At 64.6% G+C, this 22,066-nt stretch carries 20 protein-coding genes; 18 read left to right on the forward strand and 2 right to left on the reverse strand.

Annotation, left to right across the window (positions count from 1 at the left end):
• Nucleotides 1-27 precede the first annotated feature (27 nt).
• Nucleotides 28-2,358, forward strand: coding sequence for a hybrid sensor histidine kinase/response regulator (locus XH79_RS05980; RefSeq protein WP_271581037.1), 2,331 nt, complete (start codon nt 28-30; stop codon nt 2,356-2,358).
• Nucleotides 2,359-2,362: 4 nt separating this feature from the next.
• On the opposite strand, the gene erpA is transcribed toward XH79_RS05980, so the two are convergent.
• Nucleotides 2,363-2,692: an iron-sulfur cluster insertion protein ErpA gene (erpA, locus tag XH79_RS05985; RefSeq protein ID WP_024342679.1), complete on the reverse strand. Its 330-nt coding sequence runs from the start codon at nt 2,690-2,692 to the stop codon at nt 2,363-2,365.
• A gap of 109 nt (nt 2,693-2,801) precedes the next feature.
• Between erpA and XH79_RS05990 the strand changes: the two genes are divergently transcribed.
• From XH79_RS05990 to surE, 12 genes are all read left to right on the forward strand, one after another.
• A complete protein-coding gene (locus XH79_RS05990) occupies nt 2,802-4,010 on the forward strand; it encodes a deoxyguanosinetriphosphate triphosphohydrolase (RefSeq protein ID WP_271581038.1) in 1,209 nt (402 codons plus the stop codon).
• A 9-nt stretch (nt 4,011-4,019) separates the two neighbouring features.
• The gene (gene argS / locus XH79_RS05995) at nt 4,020-5,810 is read left to right on the forward strand and encodes an arginine--tRNA ligase (RefSeq protein WP_271581039.1); all 1,791 of its coding nucleotides are present in this window, start codon (nt 4,020-4,022) and stop codon (nt 5,808-5,810) included.
• Between the two features lie 140 nt (nt 5,811-5,950).
• Nucleotides 5,951-7,507 (forward strand): SPOR domain-containing protein, encoded by a 1,557-nt coding sequence (locus XH79_RS06000; RefSeq protein WP_271581040.1) that lies wholly within the window; start codon nt 5,951-5,953, stop codon nt 7,505-7,507.
• A 46-nt stretch (nt 7,508-7,553) separates the two neighbouring features.
• A complete protein-coding gene (nagZ, locus tag XH79_RS06005) occupies nt 7,554-8,582 on the forward strand; it encodes a beta-N-acetylhexosaminidase (protein ID WP_212336109.1) in 1,029 nt (342 codons plus the stop codon).
• Nucleotides 8,579-9,418 carry a segregation and condensation protein A gene (locus XH79_RS06010; protein ID WP_271581041.1) on the forward strand — a complete coding sequence of 280 codons (840 nt, stop codon included), beginning with the start codon at nt 8,579-8,581 and terminating at the stop codon, nt 9,416-9,418. Before nagZ ends, XH79_RS06010 begins: the two co-directional genes overlap by 4 nt.
• Nucleotides 9,419-9,439: 21 nt before the next feature.
• Nucleotides 9,440-10,204: an SMC-Scp complex subunit ScpB gene (gene scpB, locus XH79_RS06015; protein WP_271581042.1), complete on the forward strand. Its 765-nt coding sequence runs from the start codon at nt 9,440-9,442 to the stop codon at nt 10,202-10,204.
• 166 nt (nt 10,205-10,370) lie between these two features.
• Nucleotides 10,371-10,604, forward strand: coding sequence for a twin-arginine translocase TatA/TatE family subunit (locus XH79_RS06020; protein WP_018642198.1), 234 nt, complete (start codon nt 10,371-10,373; stop codon nt 10,602-10,604).
• Nucleotides 10,605-10,693: 89 nt separating this feature from the next.
• A complete protein-coding gene (gene tatB, locus XH79_RS06025) occupies nt 10,694-11,203 on the forward strand; it encodes a Sec-independent protein translocase protein TatB (RefSeq protein WP_212336111.1) in 510 nt (169 codons plus the stop codon).
• Nucleotides 11,200-12,015: a twin-arginine translocase subunit TatC gene (gene tatC, locus XH79_RS06030; protein ID WP_212336112.1), complete on the forward strand. Its 816-nt coding sequence runs from the start codon at nt 11,200-11,202 to the stop codon at nt 12,013-12,015. The genes tatB and tatC overlap by 4 nt, the downstream gene beginning before the upstream one ends.
• 217 nt (nt 12,016-12,232) lie before the next feature.
• Nucleotides 12,233-13,564, forward strand: a complete 1,332-nt coding sequence (gene serS / locus XH79_RS06035; RefSeq protein WP_271581043.1) for a serine--tRNA ligase — start codon at nt 12,233-12,235, stop codon at nt 13,562-13,564.
• A gap of 94 nt (nt 13,565-13,658) precedes the next feature.
• Entirely contained in the window at nt 13,659-14,015 is a 357-nt protein-coding gene (locus XH79_RS06040; protein ID WP_271581044.1) for a hypothetical protein, read from the forward strand.
• A gap of 108 nt (nt 14,016-14,123) precedes the next feature.
• Nucleotides 14,124-14,891: a 5'/3'-nucleotidase SurE gene (gene surE, locus XH79_RS06045; RefSeq protein ID WP_271581045.1), complete on the forward strand. Its 768-nt coding sequence runs from the start codon at nt 14,124-14,126 to the stop codon at nt 14,889-14,891.
• Between the two features lie 19 nt (nt 14,892-14,910).
• On the opposite strand, the gene XH79_RS06050 is transcribed toward surE, so the two are convergent.
• Entirely contained in the window at nt 14,911-15,282 is a 372-nt protein-coding gene (locus XH79_RS06050; protein WP_258766807.1) for a response regulator, read from the reverse strand.
• Between the two features lie 241 nt (nt 15,283-15,523).
• On the opposite strand from XH79_RS06050, the gene XH79_RS06055 reads away from it, so the two are divergent.
• The 5 genes from XH79_RS06055 (at nt 15,524) to XH79_RS06075 (ending at nt 22,006) form a co-directional block, all read left to right on the forward strand.
• Nucleotides 15,524-16,174, forward strand: a complete 651-nt coding sequence (locus XH79_RS06055; protein ID WP_271581046.1) for a protein-L-isoaspartate(D-aspartate) O-methyltransferase — start codon at nt 15,524-15,526, stop codon at nt 16,172-16,174.
• 109 nt (nt 16,175-16,283) lie between these two features.
• The gene (locus XH79_RS06060) at nt 16,284-17,693 is read left to right on the forward strand and encodes a peptidoglycan DD-metalloendopeptidase family protein (RefSeq protein ID WP_271581047.1); all 1,410 of its coding nucleotides are present in this window, start codon (nt 16,284-16,286) and stop codon (nt 17,691-17,693) included.
• A 306-nt stretch (nt 17,694-17,999) separates the two neighbouring features.
• Nucleotides 18,000-18,995 carry a formylglycine-generating enzyme family protein gene (locus XH79_RS06065; protein WP_271581048.1) on the forward strand — a complete coding sequence of 332 codons (996 nt, stop codon included), beginning with the start codon at nt 18,000-18,002 and terminating at the stop codon, nt 18,993-18,995.
• Nucleotides 18,996-19,109: 114 nt separating this feature from the next.
• Nucleotides 19,110-20,789, forward strand: a complete 1,680-nt coding sequence (locus XH79_RS06070) for an arylsulfatase (RefSeq protein WP_271581049.1) — start codon at nt 19,110-19,112, stop codon at nt 20,787-20,789.
• A 239-nt stretch (nt 20,790-21,028) separates the two neighbouring features.
• Nucleotides 21,029-22,006, forward strand: coding sequence for an HAD family hydrolase (locus XH79_RS06075; protein ID WP_271581136.1), 978 nt, complete (start codon nt 21,029-21,031; stop codon nt 22,004-22,006).
• Nucleotides 22,007-22,066 lie beyond the last annotated feature (60 nt).

The raw sequence follows: 22,066 nt of genomic DNA on the forward strand, positions 1-22,066 counted from the left end.
CATTGATACGGAAAAGGTTCCGCTGGAATGGGATGGCCGGTCAAGACTTCACAATGCACTGAGCCGCGCGACGGCCTCGTCGGCGCGTTCCTGTATTGGCTCGGCGGCTTCGAGATCGAGGACGGCCTGACCGCCGATCTCAGCGAACGGCAGATGCGCCGCATCCGCGCCAAGCAGATCGACGCGGTGACACGGCTGATCCCGGTGACGATGGCCGTCACCATGCTCAACGTCGCCATCGTGCTGATCCTGTTCTGGGGACGGGGCTGGAACGACTTCCTCGCGATCTGGGGCATGACCCTTGCCGTGACCGCTTCGCTTGCGGTGCGGGCCTGGCGCCGGTCGCATCAGAATCCGCCGCAGGAAGCCTCGCCCCGCGCCGCGCGGCAGATGATGCGGCAGGCGTTCTTCCTCGCCGCGATCTGGGCCACGCTGCCGCTGGCGCTGTTCAGCCGCATCGAGCCGACCAGCCAGCTCCTCCTGGCCTGCCTGATGGTCGGAATGATGTCGGGCGGCGCCTTCACGCTGTCGACCTTCCCGCGTGCCGGGCTCGTCTATCTCGCCACCATGACGGTCGGCTGCGCCGGCGCACTGCTGCTGTGCGGCACCGGGCCATATCTGGTGACCGCGGTGTTCCTGCTGCTGTTCGCATTCTTCATGGCGCGCAACATCGTCTCGCAAGGCAATCTGTTCCTCGGCAATCTCAAGGCCCAGCTCGAGCTCGAGCGGCAGACCGAGATCATCTCGCTGCTGCTGAAGGATTTCCAGGAGAACGCCAGCGACTGGCTTTGGCAGACCGATGCCGAGGGGCATCTGGTCGACGTGCCCCAGCGCTTCGCCGATGTCGCGCAGTTGCCGCTTCCGCTGCTGAAGGGCTCACATTTCGCCGACGTGCTCGACATGCTCTGCCCCGAGGACAAAGCGGCGGCCTACAACATCGTCGGCCTGATGGAGCATGCCGAACCGCTGCACGAGATGAACCTCAAGGTCGTCGCCGGCGGCGAGGCGCGGCTGTGGTCGCTGACGGCGAAACCGGCCTATGACCGCGACGGGCAATTTTTGGGCTATCGCGGCTTCGGTCGCGACGTCACCGAGCGCTGGCGCGCCGAGAAGGCCGAGGCCGAGAGCCGCGCCAAGTCCGACTTCCTCGCCGTGATGAGCCACGAGATCCGCACGCCCATGAACGGCGTGCTGGGGCTTGCCAGCATGCTGCTGGAAACGAAGCTCGATCCGGAGCAGCGCGAGGCCGTCACCACGATCCGCGAGTCCGGCGACAATCTCCAGCGCATCCTCAACGACATTCTCGACCTGTCCAAGCTGGAGGCCGGTCGCTTCCAGTTCGAGGCGATCGACTTCGCGCCGCAGGCACTGGTCGACACGGTTGCGACGGTGGTGCGCGTGAGCGCCAAGAGCAAGGGGCTCACAGTCAAGGTCGAGCTCGATCCGAACCTGCCGCCAACGCTGCGCGGCGACGTCGCCCGCATCCGCCAGGTGCTGCTCAATCTCGCCTCCAACGCGGTGAAGTTCACCGACGAAGGCGAGGTGACGATATCGGCGACCTGCCAGTCGCGCCGCGATCTGCTGGCGACCGTGGAGTGGACCGTCACCGATAGCGGCATCGGTATCGCGCCCGAGAAGCTCGGCCTGCTGTTCAGCGACTTCGCCCAGGCCGACGCCTCGATCAGCCGCCGCTTCGGCGGCACTGGCCTCGGCCTTGCGATCTCCCGGCGCATCATCGAGCAGATGGGGGGAACCATCGGAGTCACCTCGGCGCCGGGCGAGGGCTCGACCTTCCGCTTCACGCTGGTGCTGCCCTGGAGCCAGGCGCAGGCTTCCGATGCGACGGCCGAGCGCGATGAGGCAGAGGAGCTGAAAGCCCGTATCGCCGGCCTCGATCGGCCGCTCAAGGTGCTGGTCGCGGAGGACGACGCCGTCAACCGTATGGTCGTGAGCAAGATGCTGGGGGCCTTCGAGGTCGAATTGCGCGTCGTCACCGACGGCGTCGAAGCCGTCGCGGCAGTCTCCGAAGCCGACTACGACGTGGTGCTGATGGACGTGCGCATGCCCGACATGGACGGCCTGGCCGCGACCCGCGCGATCCGTGCGCAGGGCGGCCGCTTCGAGGTCCTGCCGATCACTGCGCTCACGGCCAACGCCTTCCCCGAAGACGTCAGGATCTGCCGCGAGGCCGGGATGTCGGATTTCCTGGCCAAGCCGCTGCGCAAGCCGGCGCTGGTCGCAGCCTTGCTGCGTGCGCTGGACGGCCACATGGTGTCGGAGGACGCACCGCTTCAACCCGCGCTATTGCCGGGCGACGTCGAGTGGACGGACGAGGAAAGGCAGATGACCGGCGTCTGACCGGTCAGACCGAGAAGCTGGTGCCGCAGCCGCAGGACGCCGTCGCGTTCGGATTGTTGACGCGGAACGAGGCGCCGATCAGATCGTCGACGAAATCGACCTGCGAACCCGCAAGGAATGGCTGGGAGGCGGAATCGACCAGCACCACCGCGTTGTCCTGCTCGATCACGAGATCGTCGTCGGTGCGTGCGCGATCGATGTCGAACTTGTACTGGAAGCCGGAGCAGCCGCCGCCCTCGACCGAGATGCGCAGCATCGCGCCCGATCCTTCGCCCTTGAGGATCTCCCCAATCCGGCGTGCGGCCCGGTCACTTATGGTCACGGCAGTCGTCATTGCTGGTCTCCGATAGTCCCGCGTCATACCCAATTCATTTGGTATCCCGCGCCTGACATAGTTAAGTGCCACCATACGCAGAATCAAATGGATAGGGACTAAATTCGCCGTGTCCGTCGGAATGGCAGCCCCCCGCGCGCCCTATGCCTGCGACCCCGATCGCAGCCGTGGCCGGCTGGTCGCCGAGCCCCCGAGCCGGACCCGCAGCCCGTTCCGGCGGGATTGCGACCGGGTGATCCATTCCACCGCGTTCCGCCGCCTCAAGTACAAGACCCAGGTGTTCGTGTTCCATGAGGGCGACCACTACCGCACCCGGCTGACCCATTCGCTGGAGGTGGCGCAGATCGCCCGCGCCCTGGCCCGTCAGCTCGGACTGGACGAGGACCTCACCGAAACCCTGGCGCTCGCCCATGACCTCGGCCATCCGCCGTTCGGCCATGCCGGCGAGCGGGCGCTGGACGCCTGCCTGAAGGAGTTCGGCGGCTTCGACCATAATGCCCAGGCCTTGCGCGTCGTTGCTGCGCTGGAGCATCGCTACCCCGAATTCGACGGGCTGAACCTGACCTGGGAGTCGCTGGAGGGCATCGTCAAGCACAACGGGCCGCTGGCCGATCGCAGCGGCGCGCCGGTCGGCCGATATTGCGAGCACGGCATTCCCGTCGGGATCGCCGACTATATCAAGGTCTATGATCTCGAATTGTGGAGCTTCGCCTCGCTCGAAGCCCAGGTCGCCGCGATCGCCGACGATATCGCCTATGACGCCCACGACATCGACGACGGCCTGCGCGCGGGCCTGTTCGATCTCGACGATCTCAAGGTCATGCCGCTGACCGCCGAGATCATTGCCGGCATCGCTGCCCATTATCCCGATCTTGAAGACGTCCGGCGAGGTGCCGAGTTGGTGCGCGAGCTGATCTCGCACCTGATCGGCGCGGTGTTTGCCGAAGCGCAGAAGAACCTCGCCGCCACCAAGCCGCAATCGGCCCAGGACGTCCGTCAGCAGAGCCGGGCGCTGATCGCGTTCCCCGCGGAGGTCGCCGGGGAGGAGGCCGCCATCAAGGGCTTTCTGTACCAGCACATGTACCGCCACAAGCGGGTGATGCGGGTGATGGGGGAGGCCGAGCAGATCCTGTTCGACCTGTTCGCGAAATACCTGAAATCTCCCAGCGAGCTGCCGCCGGAATGGCTGCTCGGGGCGGAGGCGGACGACGAGGGCGACCGGGCCCGGCGGATCGGCAATTTCATTGCCGGAATGACCGACCGTTTCGCCCTGACCGAGCACCAGCGGCTTTTTGACTCGACCCCGGATTTGCGTTAGGCGGCGCCCATGCCCCAGACATCCTCATCCCTGCATCTGTTCGCCGATGTGCTCGCACGCGTGCACGCCGCCTGCCGTGCGCTTGCGACGGAAGCCAACTGGCCCGAGGGCATCGATTTCTCCCGCGTGGTGGTCGAGCCGCCGCGCGACGCCACCCATGGCGACATGGCGACCAACGCCGCGATGGTGCTTGCGAAAGAGGCAAAGGCAAAGCCGCGCGATCTCGCCGAGCAGATCGCCGAACGGCTGCGTGCCGATGCGCTGATCGCCAAGGTCGATGTCGCCGGTCCCGGCTTTATCAATCTGACGCTGAAGCCGGCCGCCTGGGCCGAGGCGCTGCGCACCGTGCTGCGCGAGGGCGCCGATTACGGCCGCGTCCACGGCGGCTCCAAGGTCAATGTCGAATACGTCTCGGCCAATCCGACCGGGCCGATGCATGTCGGCCATTGCCGCGGCGCCGTGTTCGGCGACGCGCTGGCGAGCCTGCTCCAGTTTGCAGGCCACGACGTCACCCGCGAATATTACATCAACGATGCCGGCGCCCAGGTCGACGTGCTCGCGCGCTCAGCGTTCCTGAGATATCGCGAGGCGCTCGGCGAGGACATCGGTGCGATCCCGGAAGGCTTTTATCCCGGTGACTATCTGAAGCCGGTCGGACAGGCGCTGGCGAAAGAATATGGCGACAAGCTGCTCGCCAAGAGCGAAGCCGAATGGCTGCCGACCGTGCGAGCCAAGGCGATCGCGATGATGATGGACGAGATCAGGGACGATCTCGCCGCCCTCAACATCCGCCACGACGTGTTCTTCTCGGAGCGCTCGCTGATCGAGACCGGCAACAACAAGGTTGCCGAGACCATCGATTTCCTGAAGGCCAAGGGCGATATCTACGAAGGCCGCCTGCCGCCGCCGAAAGGCGCGCCGGTCGAGGATTGGGAAGACCGCGAGCAGTTGCTGTTCAAGGCGACTGCCTACGGCGACGACGTCGATCGCCCGCTGATCAAGTCAGACAATTCCTACACCTACTTCGCTTCCGACATCGCCTACCACAAGAACAAGTTCGACCGTGGCTTTGCGGAGATGATTGACGTCTGGGGCGCCGATCACGGCGGCTACATCAAGCGCATGCAGGCGGCGGTGAAGGCGACGACCTCGGGCAAGGGGTCGCTCGACGTCAAGATCGTCCAGCTCGTGAAGTTGTTGCGTAACGGCGAGCCCGTGAAAATGGGCAAGCGAGCCGGCAACTTTGTCACGCTTCGTGATGTGGTGGATGAAGTCGGCCAGGACGCTGTTCGTTTCATGATGCTGTACCGCAAGAACGACGCGGTGCTGGACTTCGACCTCGCCAAGGTCATCGAGCAGTCGCGCGACAACCCGGTGTTCTACGTCCAGTACGGCCATGCCCGCGGCCACTCGATCTTCCGCAACGCCCGGGCCGAGGTGTTCCCGAATCTCCCCGAAGATGCCGGCGAGCGCATCGCCTGGCTCAGCGAGTCGGCCATGGAGCGGCTGTCGGACCCCGTGGAACTCGATCTTCTTAAGCGCCTCGCAATTTATCCGCGCATGCTGGAAGCCTCTGCCGCGGCCCATGAGCCGCACCGAATTGCCTTTTATCTCTATGACTTAGCGAGCGAATTTCACGCGCTTTGGACGAAGGGGCGCGATTTGCCCTATTTACGCTTCATTATCAATAATGATGCAGATCTTACACAGGCGCGACTGGCCATGGTCCAGGGCGTCGTCTCTGTCCTGGCATCGGGCCTCGCCATCCTCGGCGTCCATGCTCCGGACGAGATGCGGTAGTTTGGGGCGAACTACTTAATGGGAATTCGGGGGTAACCGGCAGAAGCCGGATCGCTTAGACTTGGTTGAAAGCCTTGTGGGTCGAAAGCCGTGCCTTGGTCGAGGGGCGCGCGGCTTTCCCGAAGGGACGCATCATCACGATGGCCGAACGATATCACGACAGACCGTTTCCTTCCGATGACTATGGTCGCGGCGGCGATCAGCATGGGAAGGCGGAAAACGATCCGTTGGCCGAACTCGCCCGCCTGATTGGCCAGACCGATCCGTTCGCCGCGCAGGGCCGTCCTGCCGCGCGCCCGCCGGCAGTGCCCGCCCAGAGCCATCAGGACGACGGCTACGGTCAGGACGATTTTCAGCAGGACTATGCCGAGCCGGCTCCGGCGCCTCCCTCCGGGCCGCCGTCATGGATGCGTCGCGCCAACGTGCAGCCGCAGCCGACACCCGCGCCGGAGCCCGACTACCCCGTTTCTGTAAGCCCGGTTCATCCGTTGCACCGCTATTCCGCCCAGCCGGCCGCGCCCGAGCCTGATTTCCATCAGCCGCAGGCCTATCAGGATCACGCGTATCAGGATCAGGCTTATCAGGCCCAGGCTTATCAGCAGGAACAGGCCTACCAGGAGCCGCACCAGCAGCCCGATCCGTCGCGCTATGACGATGCGCTGTACGGCCGCCTTGAGACGGGCGAGCAGGACTTTCAGCGCGATCCGGCCTATCCGGACGATCCCTACGCGTTCCAGAGCGACTATCCCGAGGCCGACCTCGACGAGCCGAAGAAGCAGCGCGGCGGCATGATGACGGTTGCGGCGATCCTTGCGCTTGCGGTGGTCGGCACCGGTGGGGCCTTCGCCTACAAGACCTATGTGGGCTCGCCCCGCAGCGGCGAGCCGCCGATCATCAAGGCCGACAACACCCCGACCAAGATCGTGCCGGCGCCGACGGATTCCTCGGCCAAGGTGCCCGATCGCATGGTCACCGGTGACGGCACCGAGAAGATCGTGCCGCGCGAGGAGGCGCCTGTCGACGTCAACGCCAGGGCAAGCGGTCCCCGCGTGGTGTTCCCCCCACTGAATCAGAATGCGAATCCGCCATCGGTGGCGAGCGTGTCGCCGTCTGCGGTGCCGCCGCCGACCGCGGGGCCGACCCCGAGCAACGGCACGATGCCGAACAATTCACCGCGCCCGATCAGGACCGTGGCCGTGAAGGGCGATCAGACCGACAGCGGGTTGCCGCAATCGGCCGCTGCCAAGTCGGCAGCAGCTGCGCCAAAGCCTGTTGCCGCGCCCGCTGCACCGGCCGCGCCGCGCAATCCACCGACCTCGGCCAATGCCAGCGCCAACCAGCCGCTCTCGCTCGCGCCGCAATCAACGCCTGCGGCCGAGCCGCCGCAGCGGATGGCTGCGACCAATCCGACGCAGATCGCGCCCGCCAGCAGTGGCGGTAGTGGGTTCATCGTGCAGGTCTCCTCGCAGCAGAGCGAGGACAGCGCACACGCCTCCTACCGGGTGCTTCAGAGCAAGTACGGCAGCGTGCTTGGATCGCGCTCACCGGTGATCAAGCGGGTCGATCTCTCCGACAAGGGCAAGGGGATCGTCTACCGCGCGTTCGCTGGTCCCTATGCGTCGGCCGAGGAAGCGACGCAGGCCTGCAACAGCCTGAAGGCTGCCGGCTTGCCGACCTGCTTCATCCAGAGGAATTAACGGCCGTTTCCTTGACCCCCTCGCGGGGCAGGGTTAATCGGCCGTTATGAGCACGCGGGCCTTCATTACCGGCGTATCCGGAACCGAACTGACCGCCGCCGAGCGGGAGTTCATCCGTGCCGAGCGCCCATGGGGCTTCATCCTGTTCAAGCGCAATGTCGCGACCCCGGCGCAAGTTGCTGCACTGGTTGCAGAATTGCGTGCGGTTGCAGGCGCCTCCGACGCACCGGTCCTGATCGACCAGGAGGGCGGACGGGTGCAGCGGCTGGGCCCGCCGCACTGGCCGGTCTACCCGCCGGGCGCCGTATTCGCGACCTTGTACGACACTGATTCGGCGCTCGGGCTCACCGCGGCGCGGCTCAGCGCCCGGCTGATCGCGGCCGATCTCGCCGATCTCGGCATTACCGTGGATTGCTTGCCGCTGGCTGACGTGCCGGTGCCGGGCGCCGACGCCGTGATCGGGAACCGGGCCTACGGCACCTCACCAAACAAGGTCGCAGCGATCGCCCGCGCGGTCACCGAGGGCCTGGAGCAGGGCGGGGTGCTGCCGGTGCTCAAGCACATTCCCGGGCATGGGCGCGCCACCGCCGACACCCATTTCAAGCTGCCGACAGTTGATACGTCGATGGACGAGCTCGATCGGACCGACTTCGCCGCATTTAAGCCGCTGGCGGATCTGCCGATGGCCATGACTGCACATGTTGTGTTTAGCGCGGTCGACCCCGCCCATCCGGCGACGACATCTGCGACAATGATTGCTCAGGTGATTCGCGGCGCAATCGGGTTCCAGGGTTTGTTAATGAGTGATGACGTGTCGATGAACGCGCTGGCGGGAAGCATCGCCGATCGGACCCGCGCCATCTTCGCGGCCGGTTGCGACGTGGCCCTGCATTGCAACGGCAACATCGAGGAGATGCGCGAGGTCGCCGGCCAGACACCCGAATTGTCGGGCAGGGCGCTGGAACGGGCGACAGCCGCGCTCGCCGCGCGCAAGGCGCCGCAGCCGTTCGATCGGGCGGCCGCGCGCACTGAGCTGGACGCATTGATCGCACGGGCAAACACGGCATCCGCATGACCGCAGAAATCCTATCGTTTGAAACCGGGCGGCCCGCAGAGCTCGCCGAGGGTGAGCCGGCGTTGGTGGTCGACGTCGAGGGCTATGCAGGCCCGCTCGATTTGCTGCTCGCGCTGGCGCGGCAGCAGAAGGTCGACCTCGCCAAGATCTCGATCCTGGCGCTGGCCGACCAGTATCTCCACTTCATCGAAGCCGCGCGAAAGATCCGGCTTGAGCTCGCTGCCGACTATCTGGTCATGGCGGCCTGGCTCGCCTTCCTGAAATCGCGCCTGCTGCTGCCGGAGCCGCCGAGTGCGGAAGGGCCGAGCGCCGAACAGATGGCGACCGCGCTCGCCAACCGGCTGCGCCGTCTGGAAGCCATTCGCGAAGCCGCCAACCGGCTGATGAACCGGCCGCAATTGCAGCGCGACATCTTCCCGCGCGGCGAGCCCGAGCAGATCGCCGAGATCAAGCATCCGAAATACACCGCAACGCTCTACGACCTGCTGACCGCCTATGCCTCGCAGCGGCAGTCGCGCGTGCTGGCGAGCGTGCATCTGGCCAAGCGCACGGTGTGGTCGCTTGCGGAAGCGCGCGCCACGCTGGAGCGGCTGGTCGGCAGCATCACCGAGCAGGACGACTGGGGCGTTCTCGACGACTTCCTGATCCGGCACGTCGCCGATCCCACGCAGCGCGCGACGGTGTTCGCCTCGAGCTTCGCCGCCGCGCTCGAGCTGGTGCGCGAAGGTCAGCTCGAGCTGAACCAGAAAGAGGCGTTTGCGCCCATCTATTTCCGGAAGGGGCGCCCTAAACCGGTTCCGGACGCAGCTCCTGCGCCCGACGCGCCGGTCGCTTAAGTGCAAGAAGGAGAGTCTGTCATGGCAAGCCTGGCTGAAGTGCGGGTAGAAGAGGCCGAGCCGATGGAGAACGAGACCCAGGCACGTCCCGAAGAGCTACGGCTGCTGGAAGCGCTGCTGTTCGCTTCGAGCGAGCCGCTGGATACCGCGACGCTGTCCAAGCGGATGCCTGATGGCGTGGACGTCAAGGCCGCGCTCGAGCAGTTGCAGGCCGACTACGCCTCGCGTGGTGTCAATCTCGTGCGAGTTGCCAACAAATGGACCTTCCGCACCGCCGGCGATCTCGCCTGGCTGATGACGCGCGAGAGCACCGAGACCCGCCGCCTGTCGCGCGCGGCGATCGAGGTGCTGGCGATCATCGCCTATCACCAGCCGGTGACGCGCGCCGAGATTGAGGAGATCCGCGGCGTCGTCACCTCGAAGGGCACTCTCGACGTGCTGCTGGAGACCGGCTGGATCAAGCCGCGCGGCCGTCGCAAGACGCCGGGCCGTCCGCTGACCTTCGGAACCACCGAGGACTTCCTGTCGCAGTTCACCCTGGAACAGCTCGGCGATTTGCCGGGTCTGGAAGAGCTGAAAGGCACGGGTCTGCTGGATTCGCGTCTGCCGACGGGCTTCAGCGTTCCGACGCCATCGGACGATCCGGCGCTGCGTGAGGACGAGGATCCGCTGGAACCGGGTGAGGACCTCGATCTCGCGCTGGCGCCTGCGGTCGAGCCGGAGGCGCCGGAAGGCGGCAATGAGGGCGGCGGCGAGGGTGGCAGCGAAGGCGGCGCCGAGGACTGACGTACCGTCCGTTTACGGGCCCCTGCGACCAGTTAACACTAGCAAGATTACGTAGCGCCAACAGCGAATTGGCGCTGCCTTGGTCCTTGTTTTTGACACCCGCCAAGCCTAGGTTTCGGTGAAGATCGGCCGGGTCCCCGGCCATGCGCGTTTGGAGGGTTGCAGGATGGGTTCACTCAGCATTTGGCACTGGATCTTGGTGATCGCAGTGGTCCTGCTGCTGTTCGGCCGCGGCAAGATTTCGGATCTGATGGGCGACGTGGCGCAGGGCATCAAGGCGTTCAAGAAGGGCATGCAGGACGACGACAAGCCTGCCGAGAAGCCCGAGCCGGCCAAGTCCATCGAGCACAACGCCGCGCCGACCGCGGCTCGGTCCGACGTCGGCAGCAAGGCCGTCTGAGCCAGAGAGCACGCGAGACGCGGGTAGCGGCCCCGATCCTGCGCGCAAGGGATTGGGCCGGGTGCGGCTTCGCGTGAACGGAAGACCTCATGTTCGACATCGGGTGGAGTGAACTGGTCCTGATCGGGGTCGTGGCCCTGATCGCCATCGGCCCGAAAGAGCTGCCGGGCGTGCTGCGCATGGTCGGGCAGTGGATGGGCAAGGCCCGCAAGATGGCCGCCGAATTCCAGGGTCAGTTCCAGGAGGCGATGCGCGAGGCCGAGATGGCCGACCTCAAGAAGAGCTTTGATGAGGTCAAGGAAGCCGCCACCGGATTCAATCCGCTGACCTCGCTCCAGAAGGACGTCAGCGACGCGCTTCGCGTCGATGCGCTGGACAAGCCGGCCGAGACGCCTGCGACGGCTGCCGAACCGGCGACTTCAATTGAAGCGCCGGCTACTCCGACCACCCCAGAAGCCCCGACGCCGGAGACTTTCGTGGAAGCCGAGGCGCATGCGGCTGTGAACGAGCCGCTCGCCATCACCCGTGAGGTCGAGCAGGCAAAGGTCGCGCAGGACACCGCGCCATCCGAAGCGATCAAGGACGCCAAAGCGTCATGACCGACGCCGATATCGAAGCCAGCAAAGCCCCTCTGATGGACCACCTGATCGAGCTGCGCTCGCGGCTGATCAAGGCGCTTCTCGGCTTTGGCGTGGCCTTCATCTTCTGCTTCTTCTTCGCCAAGCAGATTTTCAACGTGTTGGTCTGGCCATATGTCTTGGCCGTCGGCGATCCCGGAAACGCCAAGCTCATTTACACCGCGTTCCTGGAATATTTCCTGACCCAGCTGAAGCTGGCGATGTTTGGCGCGGCCTTCATCTCGTTCCCAATCGTGGCGGGGCAGGTCTACATGTTCGTGGCGCCCGGGCTCTACAAGCACGAGAAGCAGGCCTTCCTGCCGTATCTGGTCGCGACGCCGTTCTTTTTCGTGCTGGGTGCGACACTGGTCTATTTCGTTGTGTTCCCGATGCTGGCGCGCTTCTCGCTGGGCATGCAGCAGCTCGGCAGCGACGAGACCGCAAAGATCGAGCTGTTGCCGAAGGTCGGCGAATATCTGTCGCTGATGATGTCGTTGATCTTCGCTTTCGGCATTGCCTTCCAGCTTCCGGTCATCCTGACGCTGCTCGGGCGGATCGGCATCATCACCTCGAAGATGCTGCGCGAGAAGCGGCGCTATTTCATCGTCATCGCCTTCGTCATCGCGGCCGTGCTGACGCCGCCCGACGTTATCAGCCAGTGCTCGCTGGCGATTCCGCTGATGGCGCTCTATGAGGGCTCGATCATCGCGGTGGCGATGGTGGAGAAGAAGGCGGCGGCGTCGCAGGCTGCCACCGGCACTGATGTGACGACACCGGCCAATCCGGCCGAGTAGGGCGCTACAGCCTCCGGTGTCATTCCCCGCCTTGTGCGCAATTGCGCACTGGAGCGGGGAATCCAGTACGCCGCGGCCTTTCGAGGAATCTCCCCCGTCTCTGGAATACTGGATCATCCGCCTTCGCGGATGATGACAGCTGTGCTAGGGGAGGCGCGCCAATGTAAGTTGTCAGCATAGATGTTGACTATTTACGCGCTGACCCAGGACCACGGCCATGCACGACATCAAATCGATCCGCGACAATCCGCAAGCCTTCGACGCCGGCCTCGCCCGGCGCGGTCTGAAGCCGCTGTCGGAGTCGCTGCTGGCGATCGACGAGAAGCGGCGGGCGGCGATCCTGGCCTCGGAGCAGGCGCAGGCGCGGCGTAACGCGGCTTCGAAGGAAATCGGCGACGCCAAGAAGGCGAAGGACGAGGCGCGCGCGGCCAAGCTGATGGCCGAGGTCGCCGAGCTCAAGACCACGATGCCGGAGCTCGAGGCTGCCGCGAAGGCTGCCGACGAGGAGCTGACCAAAGAGCTGTCCGCGATCCCGAACATTCCGTTCGACGAAGTGCCCGATGGTGTCGACGAGCACGGCAACGTGGAGCACCACGTGTTCGGCAACAAGCGCAATTACGGCTTCGCGCCGAAGCTGCACGACGATCTCGGTACCGCGCTCGGCTACATGGATTTCGAGGCGGCGGCAAGACTCTCCGGCGCGCGCTTCGTCGTGCTGAAGAAGGGGCTGGCGCGGCTCGAGCGTGCGATCGGCCAGTTCATGCTCGACCTGCACACGACCGAGCATGGCTACACCGAGATCAATCCACCGCTGCTGGTGCGCAACGAGGTGATGTTCGGCACGGGACAATTGCCGAAATTCGAGGACGATCAGTTCTGGGCGATCAAGGGCGAGCTGCTTGCCTCGCCAGATCATGAGCGGCTAAAGACCGAGCGCCTCGGCCTCATTCCGACCGCAGAAGTCTCGCTCACCAACCTCGCGCGCGAATCCATTCTCGACGAGAAGCAATTGCCGATGCGCCTCACCGCGCTGACGCCATGCTTCCGCGCCGAGGCTGGCGCTGCCGGCCGCGACACCCGCGGCATGATCCGCCAGCACCAGTTCACCAAGGTCGAGCTGGTCTCGATCACGACGCCCGAGACCAGCAAGGACGAACTCGAACGGATGCTGTCCTGCGCCGAGCAGGTGTTGCAGAAGCTCGACCTGCATTATCGCGTGATGACGCTCTGCGCAGGAGACATGGGCTTTTCGTCGCAAAAAACCTACGACATCGAGGTCTGGATGCCCGGGCAGGGCGACGGCGGCATGTTCCGCGAGATCTCGAGCTGCTCGGTCTGCGGCGACTTCCAGGCACGCCGCATGGATGCGCGCTCGCGCGGGCCCGACGGCAAGCCGCGCTTCGTGCACACGCTGAACGGCTCCGGCACCGCAGTCGGCCGCGCGCTGATCGCCGTGATGGAAACCTATCAGCAGGAGGACGGCTCGATCGCGGTCCCCAGCGTGCTCCAGCCCTATATGGGCGGACTGAAGGTGGTCGCGCGCGACTGATCGTGTTGCCCGCTTGAAACGCAGAAACGTTTGGTTGCGAAGATCGGGCGGCCGGTTATCCTGCCGGCCACCTGTCAATGCGAACTGACCGTCCATGGCCTTGCATCGCGATATCTTCTGGGTCGGCAGACAATGGGCGGTGACAGGTGCCGGCATCCAGGCCGTCGATCAGCGTTTGCGCGGTGTGCTCGACATCGAGATCGCGCGGCTCTGGGACGACGATCTCGTGCACAGCCGGCGGGCGAAGCCCGGCGTGAATGCGGCTGATTTCGAGAAGGCATTGACGGTGGCACGCGAACGTTTTCCGCAGACGCCGGATCCTATCGTTGCACAGCTGGAGGCGCTCGGCGTGGTCGAGGCGCCCGCTGCAAGCCCGGTCGTGCCGGCGATGGTGCTGCGTGTCGAAGGCCGGCTGGCGCGCTTCCTGCCGCAATGGCGCGTTCGCCGGTAACGGGACGGGAGAGGGAACCGATCCGGCCCCGAAATTGGCCCGGTTTGCCTGATGGGCCAGAGCCGGTTAAGACGGCTCGGACCCTGCTTTCTGGAATCGATCTCTCGCATGCGCATTCTCTGCACCAATGACGACGGCATCCACGCTCCCGGCCTCAAGGTCGTGGAGGAGATCGCGCGTGCATTGTCCGACGACGTCTGGGTGGTGGCGCCCGAGCTCGACCAGTCCGGCGTGTCGCATTCGCTGTCGCTGAACGATCCCCTGCGCCTGCGCGAGGTCGGTCCGCGGCACTTTGCGGTGCGCGGCACCCCGACCGACTGCGTCATCATGGGGGCGCGGCACATTCTCGGCACCAAGCCGCCCGACGTCGTGCTGTCGGGCGTCAACAAGGGCCGCAACGTCGCCGAGGACGTGGTCTATTCCGGCACCATCGCCGGCGCGCTCGAAGGCACCATCCTCGGACTGCCGTCGTTCGCGCTGTCGCAGGAGTTCAGCGTCGAGACCCGCGAACGGCCGCCGTGGGACACCGCGCGCAAGTTCGGCCCCGACATCCTGCGCAAGGTGATCGCCGCAGGCATCCCGAAGGACACCGTCATCAACGTCAACTTCCCGTCCTGCGCGCCGGAAGATGTGCTCGGCATTCGCGTCACCCGTCAGGGCAAGCGCAATCTCGGCTTCCTCAGGATCGACGAGCGCAAGGACGGACGCAACAATCCCTATTTCTGGATCGGCTTCGAGCGCGCGGCGATGATGGATACGCCGGCCGACGGCACGGATCTCGCCGCGCTGCGCGATCGCTATGTCTCGGTCACGCCGCTCAGGCTCGATCGCACCAACGAAGCGTTCTCGGAAGAGCTGAGCGCGACGTTGAAGTAAGAAGATTTGGAAGTAGCGGCTAGCCGCCGCGCAGGGCCGCTTCGATGGTCTTGCCGAGCGCGTCGAGCTGGAACGGCTTCTGCAGGGCCGGCCGGTCGCGATATTGCTCGGGCAGGCCCGAAGAGCCGTAGCCGGTGGCGAAGATGAACGGGCAGCCCTTCGCCCTGATCACATCGGCGACCGGCGAGATGACCTTGCCGTTGACGTTGACGTCGAGGATGGCGATGTCGAACTCGGTGGCCTGGGCGAGCCGCATCGCCTCGGTGATATCGCCGGCTTCGGCTGCGACCTTGTAGCCGAGCTCTTCGAGCATGTCCGCGACCATCATCCTGATCATCACCTCGTCCTCGACGAGGAATACAGAGCGGCCCGAAAGCCCTGTCGCCGTCATTGTCGGTGAGTCCTTGCCCATTTGCGAAAACGTTCGCAGATAACACGAATCGACGCAATGCGCGTTTCGGCGAACGAGCGCCCGAAAATGGCCTTCGCGGCCAGACCGCTGCAGGCCAACTTGTGGTCAAATATAGCGGCGAAAGGCTATCATGGGTTCCTGGGCAGGAACAAGATTCTCGCCCCGGGCCTTGAGCTATGCAAGGCAACGATCCCGACCTGACGAGACGATACAAGCAGCGATGACCCCCAATCAGCATCCGCCGGAAAAGATGATGTTTCAGCTCACGCTGAGGCGTCGGGGCATCAGCGATCAGGCGGTGCTGAGGACCATGGAGGAGGTGCCGCGCGAGCTTTTCGTCGACGAGGCCGATCGCGAGGGCGCCTATCGCGATAGCGCGCTGCCGATCGCGTGCGGGCAGACCATCAGCCAGCCCTTCGTCGTCGCCTACATGACCGAGCAGCTCCAGCTCCACAAGCGGCACCGCGTGCTCGAGATCGGAGCGGGCTCCGGCTATCAGGCGGCGGTGCTGTCGCGGCTCGCAGGCCAGGTGCTGACCGTAGAGCGCTATCGCAAGCTGGCCGACGCCGCACGCGCCAGGCTCGAAAAGCTCGACTGTCACAATGTCGAGGTGATGCTCGGTGATGGCCTCAACCTGCCGCCCAATATCGGGCCGTTCGACCGCATCATCGTTACCGCCGCGATGGAGCAGATTCCGGAGAACCTGATCGAGCGGCTCGAGGTCGGCGGCATCCTGATCGCCCCGGTCGGGCCGCATCAGGGCGTGCAGACGCTGATCCGCCTGACCCGGACCGAAGCCGGGATCGAGCGCAAGGAACTCGTCGAGGTCCGCTTCGTACCGGCACTGCCGGGCGTGGCGCGGGAGCTGTAGATTTCCGGATTGGCTGTTCCGCCAACATCTTATTGGGAGGGTTAAGCCGTTATTTACTCGGCGCGTGTTTACTTAAAACACCAGTTCTGTTGCGTACGAGTGAGTAACCATGTCTGTCGTCGCCGAGTTGCTTTACTCGCGCCGCGTGCCGCAGGTCGCGGTGCTGGCGCTGATCTCCTTCAGCTTCGCAGGGTGCAGCGCCGACATGTCGTCGCGGTTGTCCCAGTCGAATTTCTCCAATCCCTTCGCGTCCGACCAGACCGGTTCGGTGCAGCAGGCCCCGCCGCCGCAGCAGCAGCCGCGTGAGCTGCCGCAATATGCGCGGCCGCAGACGCAGCCCGGTTATTACCAGTCGCAGCCCTTGCCGCCGCCGGCGGTATCCGCGCCGCAATCCTATCCGGTCACGGGAGGCGGCGGCGTGTCCGGAGGCGGGCGCGGCGTCAGCTCCTATGCGCCCCCGGCGCAGCCGCACCTGGACACCACGGCCACCGTGCCGCCGCGCTCGGTCGCCGCCGCCCAGCCGGCCGGTGGAACCAAGATCATCGTCGGTACCAGCGATACGCTCGATGTGCTGGCCAAGCGCTATCGCGTCACGCCGCAGGCGATCCTCGCCGCCAATGGCTACAAGGGCCCGCGCGCGCTCTCGCCCGGTCAGCAGCTGATCATCCCGCATCCGGCCACGGCCGCTGCGCCCGCGCCTGCGATGGCTCCTGTCGCCGCGGCTCCGGCGATGGCGCCTGCTGGCAAGCCGGTTGCTGCCGTCGCTGCGCCTCCGAGCACTCATTTCGTCAATCGTGGCGACACGCTCGCCAGCATCGCCCGCAAGAACCATATCTCGGCGGCCGAGCTCGCGCGGGCCAACGGTCTCGATTCGTCGGCCAAGCTCAAGCTCGGCACCAAGCTGACCGTGCCCGGCGCAAAGACCGCTGCGGTTGCAGCGCCGGTTGCCGCCGCGCCCGTCGCAGCGGCCCCGGTCGCCGGAACGCTGCAACCCATTGCGGCTGCCCCGGCACCGGCTCCTGCCACCAAGATGGCCGCTGTCGTGCCCGTGCAGAGCGCGCGCCTGGCGCAGGCCACGGCGAACGTCGAAGAGAAGCCCGCCGAGACGCCGGCGAAAGCTGCGGAAGCCACCGGCGCGCTGCCGACCTTCCGCTGGCCGGTGCGCGGCAAGGTGGTCACGAGCTACGGTGCCAAGACCAACGGCAAGTCCAACGACGGCATCAATCTCGCGGTACCGGAGGGGACGCCGGTCAAGGCGGCTGAAGACGGCGTCGTCGCCTATTCCGGCAACGAGCTGAAGGGTTACGGCAATCTGGTCCTGGTTCGGCACTCCAACGGCTACGTCACCGCATATGCCCATGCGAGTGAGCTGCTGGTGAAGCGCGGCGATACCATCAAGCGCGGTCAGGTCATTGCCAAGTCGGGTCAATCCGGTGAGGTGGCGTCGCCGCAGCTCCACTTCGAGATCCGCAAGGGATCGAGCCCGGTTGACCCGCTTCAATTCCTGAACGGGGCGTGAGGCGCGGGCCCACAGAGTTGGGCGCGCAACCACCACGAATATGCTGTCATCGCCCGCCTTGTGCGCATGGCGCACCAGAGCGGGCGATCCACTATTTCCAGGGGCGGCGGTCGCCAGGCCGAGAAGTTGCCTCGTTTTGGGTCTGCTTCGGTTTTGACGGCGCAGCGGATCTGGCTGGGCTTGCCAGCGACCCAGCGCCGGCGTGAACGACCCAACCCCGAACCTTTGATCTAAATCAACCTGGAAGAGTGACGTTCGGTTTCCGTAGCGGCGCAGGCCAATGACGCTCGGGTCCGGGAGATCGGCATGAAGCTGGCTGATGCGACGTCGTCGCCTGATTCCGGACAATCGTTCCAGCATCAAGCAGGTGAGGGGATGCTGTACGTGCCGGGCGGCACGTTTCGCATGGGTTCGGATCGACACTATCCGGAGGAAGCGCCGGTCCACCGCGTCACCGTGGATGCGTTCTGGATGGATCGCCATCCAGTGACGAACCGGCAATTCAAGGCGTTCGCCAGAGCTACCGGCCACGTCACCGTTGCCGAGATCACGCCCGATCCAAAGGATTACCCCGGAATTCTCCCGCATATGATCTACGCGGGTTCGCTGATGTTCTCTCCGCCCGCGTATCCCGTCAGTCTCCGGGACTTCAGCCAGTGGTGGACCTTCGCCAAAGGCGCGGACTGGCGGCATCCCTACGGGCCGGGCAGCGACATCCGTGGGCTGGACGATCATCCCGTCGTGCATGTGGCGTTCAGCGACGTGATCGCCTACGCAAGATGGGCCGGCAAGGATTTGCCGACCGAGGCGGAATGGGAATTCGCGGCGCGCGGCGGGCTGGACGGCGCCGAGTTCGCATGGGGAGATGAATTTACGCCCGAGGGCCGTCACATGGCCAACACCTGGCAGGGCGAATTTCCACGCCAGAACACTGGGGACGACGGCTACGAACGGACATCGCCGGTCACCGCGTTTCCGCCGAACGGATACGGGCTGCACGATATGATCGGCAACGTCTGGGAGTGGACGTGCGACTGGTACTCGCCTCGGCATGAGGCCGACGCTGCAAAAGCCTGCTGCATTCCAGAGAACCCGCGCGGCGGCCGCGAGGCCGATAGCTACGACCCCAGAACGACCAACGTCAAGATTCCACGCAAGGTCATCAAAGGCGGCTCGCATTTGTGCGCGCCGAATTACTGCCGGCGCTACCGGCCGGCTGCGCGGCATGCGGAGCCGGTCGACACATCCACAAGTCATCTTGGATTTCGGTGCATCAGACGAGGTGTCTCTAACGCATCATAACGGGAGAGCAATGCCATGTTGAATTGCGTATTCAAGGACAAGCTTTCGGTTGCAACGCCGCGCAAGACGCAAAGTTGGATCAAGCGGTCCCGTCTAGCGCTGCTCAGTGCGACGATGATAATTCCATCCTCAGGGTTGATCAGCACTCCGGCAGCCGCCCAGCAGCCGGCGCAAAAGCCCAACATCCTCTTCATCATGGGCGACGACATCGGCCTGTATCAGCCGAGCATCTACCATCGCGGCCTGATGGTCGGCGAGACGCCCAACATCGATCGCATCGGCAACGAAGGAGCGATCTTCACGCATTACTATGCCGAGCAGAGCTGCACCGCCGGCCGCAATGCCTTCTTCACCGGCATGCATCCGCTGCGAACGGGAATGATTCCTCCGCAACTGCCCGGCAGCCCGTCCTATTTGCGGCCCGGCACCCCGGCGCTCGCCAAGTTCCTGCTCGATCTCGGCTACAACACCGGCGAGTTCGGCAAGAACCATCTCGGCGATCACACCGACGCGCTGCCGACCGCTCACGGCTTCCAGGAATATTGGGGCTATCTGTATCATCTCGATGCGATGCAGGGCGTGAGCTTCCCGGACATCAACAAGTCCCCCACCCAGCAGACGGTTGCCCCACCGTGCAAGAACACGCCGATCCCCGGCCTCGCGGAGGTACCGGGCGCGGTCGATCCGAAAACGACGGTTTGCCTGACGCCTCCGCGCAACGTCCTGTCGTGCAAGTCGGACGGTACAGGCAGGACTCAGCAGTGCATCGACCAGGGCCCGCTGACACTCGAGCGATCGAAGGGGGTCGACGAGGAAATCTCGGCCAAGGTTATCGACTTCATCGATCGCAACGATCCGAAGACGACGGGCAAGCCTTTCTTCGTCTGGTACAACCCTGCGCGCATGCACATCACGACTGTGCTGAATGACAAGTACCTGAGCATGGTCGGCGAGGCGGGCGGCAAGGACTGGGGCCTCAACGAAGCCGGCATGAAGCAGATGGATGACAACATCGGCGTGGTGCTCAAGAAGCTCGAAGACATGGGCCAACTCGACAATACGATCGTCGTGTTCACCACCGACAACGGTGCCGAAACCATCACCTTTCCGGACGGCGGCACCACTCCGTTCAAGGGCGGCAAGCTGAGCACCTGGGAAGGCGGCATGCGCGCGCCGGCCCTCGTTCGCTGGCCGGGCGTCATCAAGCCCGGTACCGTCAAGAACGAAATGTTCGCAGCGCTCGACTGGCTGCCGACGTTTGTCAACATCGGCGGCGGCGCCAAGGGCGACCAACTGAAGAGGCGCATCGAGGCCGGCCAGTATCCCGGCATCGTGAAAACCACGCTCGATGGCGTCGATCAGACCGAGTACCTTTCCGGGCGTTCGGAAAAGTCGGCACGCGATACCTTCTTCTACTACTCGGGCAAGGATCCGTCGGCGGTCCGCTACAAGAACTGGAAGATCTACTTCACGATGGTCTCCGACGCCCCACAGGGCTTTATTGCCGGAGCGCTTCCCTATCACTGGGCCCAGGTCGTCAATATCAAGCGAGACCCGTTCGAGACCTCGATCGGTTCACAATACAAGACACTCATGGGCTTGGGTGGCGTAATCGGATCTCCTTCTACAGCCTACGTCTATGACTGGAACATGCTGCCGATCGGGCAGGCGCTCTGGCTGAAGGAACTGGAGAGCTATATTGCGTACCCGCCGCTGCAGGACCCGGCGAGCTACAACCTCGAACAGGTGATACAGCAGATCAAGCAGGCCAAGACGGCCGGCCGCAGCGACTAATCGCTGGATACTGCATTGGCGGGCGTCACTTTCGGCGCTCGCCAATCCACTGCGGTCAGAATCCAACCGCTCGCGAAGCAGCATATAGGCAAGCGTGCGACGAACGGCAGCGATACACCAGCCTCGCACGTACCTTCAATGTTGACCGATAGGGACCGCACAATCGAAGCGGGTCGACAATGAAACAGATCATGCGATTTCCACGCCTTGACCGGCGCGCACTGCTATCGTCTCTGGCGATGCTTCCGTTTCTATCTGCCGCCCTGCGTTCCACGTCGGCCATGGCCCAGACGCAAGCCGGACCTCTGCCATCTTGGAATGAGGGCCCGACGAAAGCTTCGATCGTCGACTTCGTCGCACGGGTCACGGAGAGCGGCGGGCCCTATTTCGTAGCGCCCGATCAACGCATCGCGACCTTCGACAACGATGGGACGCTTTGGATCGAGCAGCCGATGTATGTGCAGCTCGCTTTTGCGCTGGATCGCGTGAAGGTTCTTGCGCCCATGCATCCGGAATGGAAGGACAAGCAGCCCTTCGCGGCAGTGCTGAACGGGGACCTGAAGGCGCTCGCGGCTTCCGGAGAAAAGGGCGTGGCCGAGCTGATTGCGGTGACTCACGCCGGCATGACGACAGCGGAGTTTGAGAAGATCGTCGCAGACTGGCTTGCGACCGCGCGTGATGCTCGCTTCAAGCGCCCCTACACCGAACTCGTGTACCAGCCTATGCTCGAACTGCTCGCTTACCTCCGCGCCAACGGCTTCAAGACCTTCATCGTGTCAGGCGGGGGCATCGAATTCATGCGGCCATGGACCGAGAGGATTTATGGAGTGCCTCCCGAGCAGGTCGTCGGATCGTCAATCAAGACCCGCTATGAAATGCGCGACAGCACGCCGGTTCTATTTCGCCTGCCCGAGGTCGATTTCATCGACGACAAGGCCGGCAAGCCGATCGGGATCAATAGCCACATCGGCCGGCGTCCGATCGCCGCATTCGGTAATTCCGATGGCGACCTCGAAATGCTGCAATGGGCGACGCTCGGTGCCAGCGGCGCGCGGTTCGGCCTGATCGTCCACCATACCGACGCGGAACGTGAATATGCCTACGATCGCCAATCACATTTCGGCAAGCTCGATGTCGCTCTCGATGCCGCAGCGCTGAACAGGTGGACCGTTGTGGACATGAAGAGGGACTGGAAGAGGATCTTTTCGTTTGATTAGAGGCGAGATCGTAAGGCTTCTGGCCGCGCGAATGCGGTGCGAAGCAACCGTCACGCTAAA

Origin of the sequence: Bradyrhizobium sp. CCBAU 45389, from assembly GCF_028128625.1 — a bacterium.
GTDB lineage: Bacteria > Pseudomonadota > Alphaproteobacteria > Rhizobiales > Xanthobacteraceae > Bradyrhizobium > Bradyrhizobium liaoningense_B.

Bases quoted from the DNA above. Each gene is read 5' to 3' on its own strand.
- XH79_RS05980 (WP_271581037.1), top strand. From the start codon at position 28: ATGGGATGGCCGGTCAAGACTTCACAATGCACTGAGCCGCGCGACGGC.
- erpA (WP_024342679.1), bottom strand. From the start codon at position 2,692: ATGACGACTGCCGTGACCATAAGTGACCGGGCCGCACGCCGGATTGGG.
- argS (WP_271581039.1), top strand. From the start codon at position 4,020: ATGCCCCAGACATCCTCATCCCTGCATCTGTTCGCCGATGTGCTCGCA.
- XH79_RS06000 (WP_271581040.1), top strand. From the start codon at position 5,951: ATGGCCGAACGATATCACGACAGACCGTTTCCTTCCGATGACTATGGT.
- nagZ (WP_212336109.1), top strand. From the start codon at position 7,554: ATGAGCACGCGGGCCTTCATTACCGGCGTATCCGGAACCGAACTGACC.
- XH79_RS06010 (WP_271581041.1), top strand. From the start codon at position 8,579: ATGACCGCAGAAATCCTATCGTTTGAAACCGGGCGGCCCGCAGAGCTC.
- scpB (WP_271581042.1), top strand. From the start codon at position 9,440: ATGGCAAGCCTGGCTGAAGTGCGGGTAGAAGAGGCCGAGCCGATGGAG.
- XH79_RS06020 (WP_018642198.1), top strand. From the start codon at position 10,371: ATGGGTTCACTCAGCATTTGGCACTGGATCTTGGTGATCGCAGTGGTC.
- tatB (WP_212336111.1), top strand. From the start codon at position 10,694: ATGTTCGACATCGGGTGGAGTGAACTGGTCCTGATCGGGGTCGTGGCC.
- tatC (WP_212336112.1), top strand. From the start codon at position 11,200: ATGACCGACGCCGATATCGAAGCCAGCAAAGCCCCTCTGATGGACCAC.
- serS (WP_271581043.1), top strand. From the start codon at position 12,233: ATGCACGACATCAAATCGATCCGCGACAATCCGCAAGCCTTCGACGCC.
- XH79_RS06040 (WP_271581044.1), top strand. From the start codon at position 13,659: ATGGCCTTGCATCGCGATATCTTCTGGGTCGGCAGACAATGGGCGGTG.
- surE (WP_271581045.1), top strand. From the start codon at position 14,124: ATGCGCATTCTCTGCACCAATGACGACGGCATCCACGCTCCCGGCCTC.
- XH79_RS06050 (WP_258766807.1), bottom strand. From the start codon at position 15,282: ATGACGGCGACAGGGCTTTCGGGCCGCTCTGTATTCCTCGTCGAGGAC.
- XH79_RS06055 (WP_271581046.1), top strand. From the start codon at position 15,524: ATGACCCCCAATCAGCATCCGCCGGAAAAGATGATGTTTCAGCTCACG.
- XH79_RS06060 (WP_271581047.1), top strand. From the start codon at position 16,284: ATGTCTGTCGTCGCCGAGTTGCTTTACTCGCGCCGCGTGCCGCAGGTC.
- XH79_RS06065 (WP_271581048.1), top strand. From the start codon at position 18,000: ATGAAGCTGGCTGATGCGACGTCGTCGCCTGATTCCGGACAATCGTTC.
- XH79_RS06070 (WP_271581049.1), top strand. From the start codon at position 19,110: ATGATAATTCCATCCTCAGGGTTGATCAGCACTCCGGCAGCCGCCCAG.
- XH79_RS06075 (WP_271581136.1), top strand. From the start codon at position 21,029: ATGCTTCCGTTTCTATCTGCCGCCCTGCGTTCCACGTCGGCCATGGCC.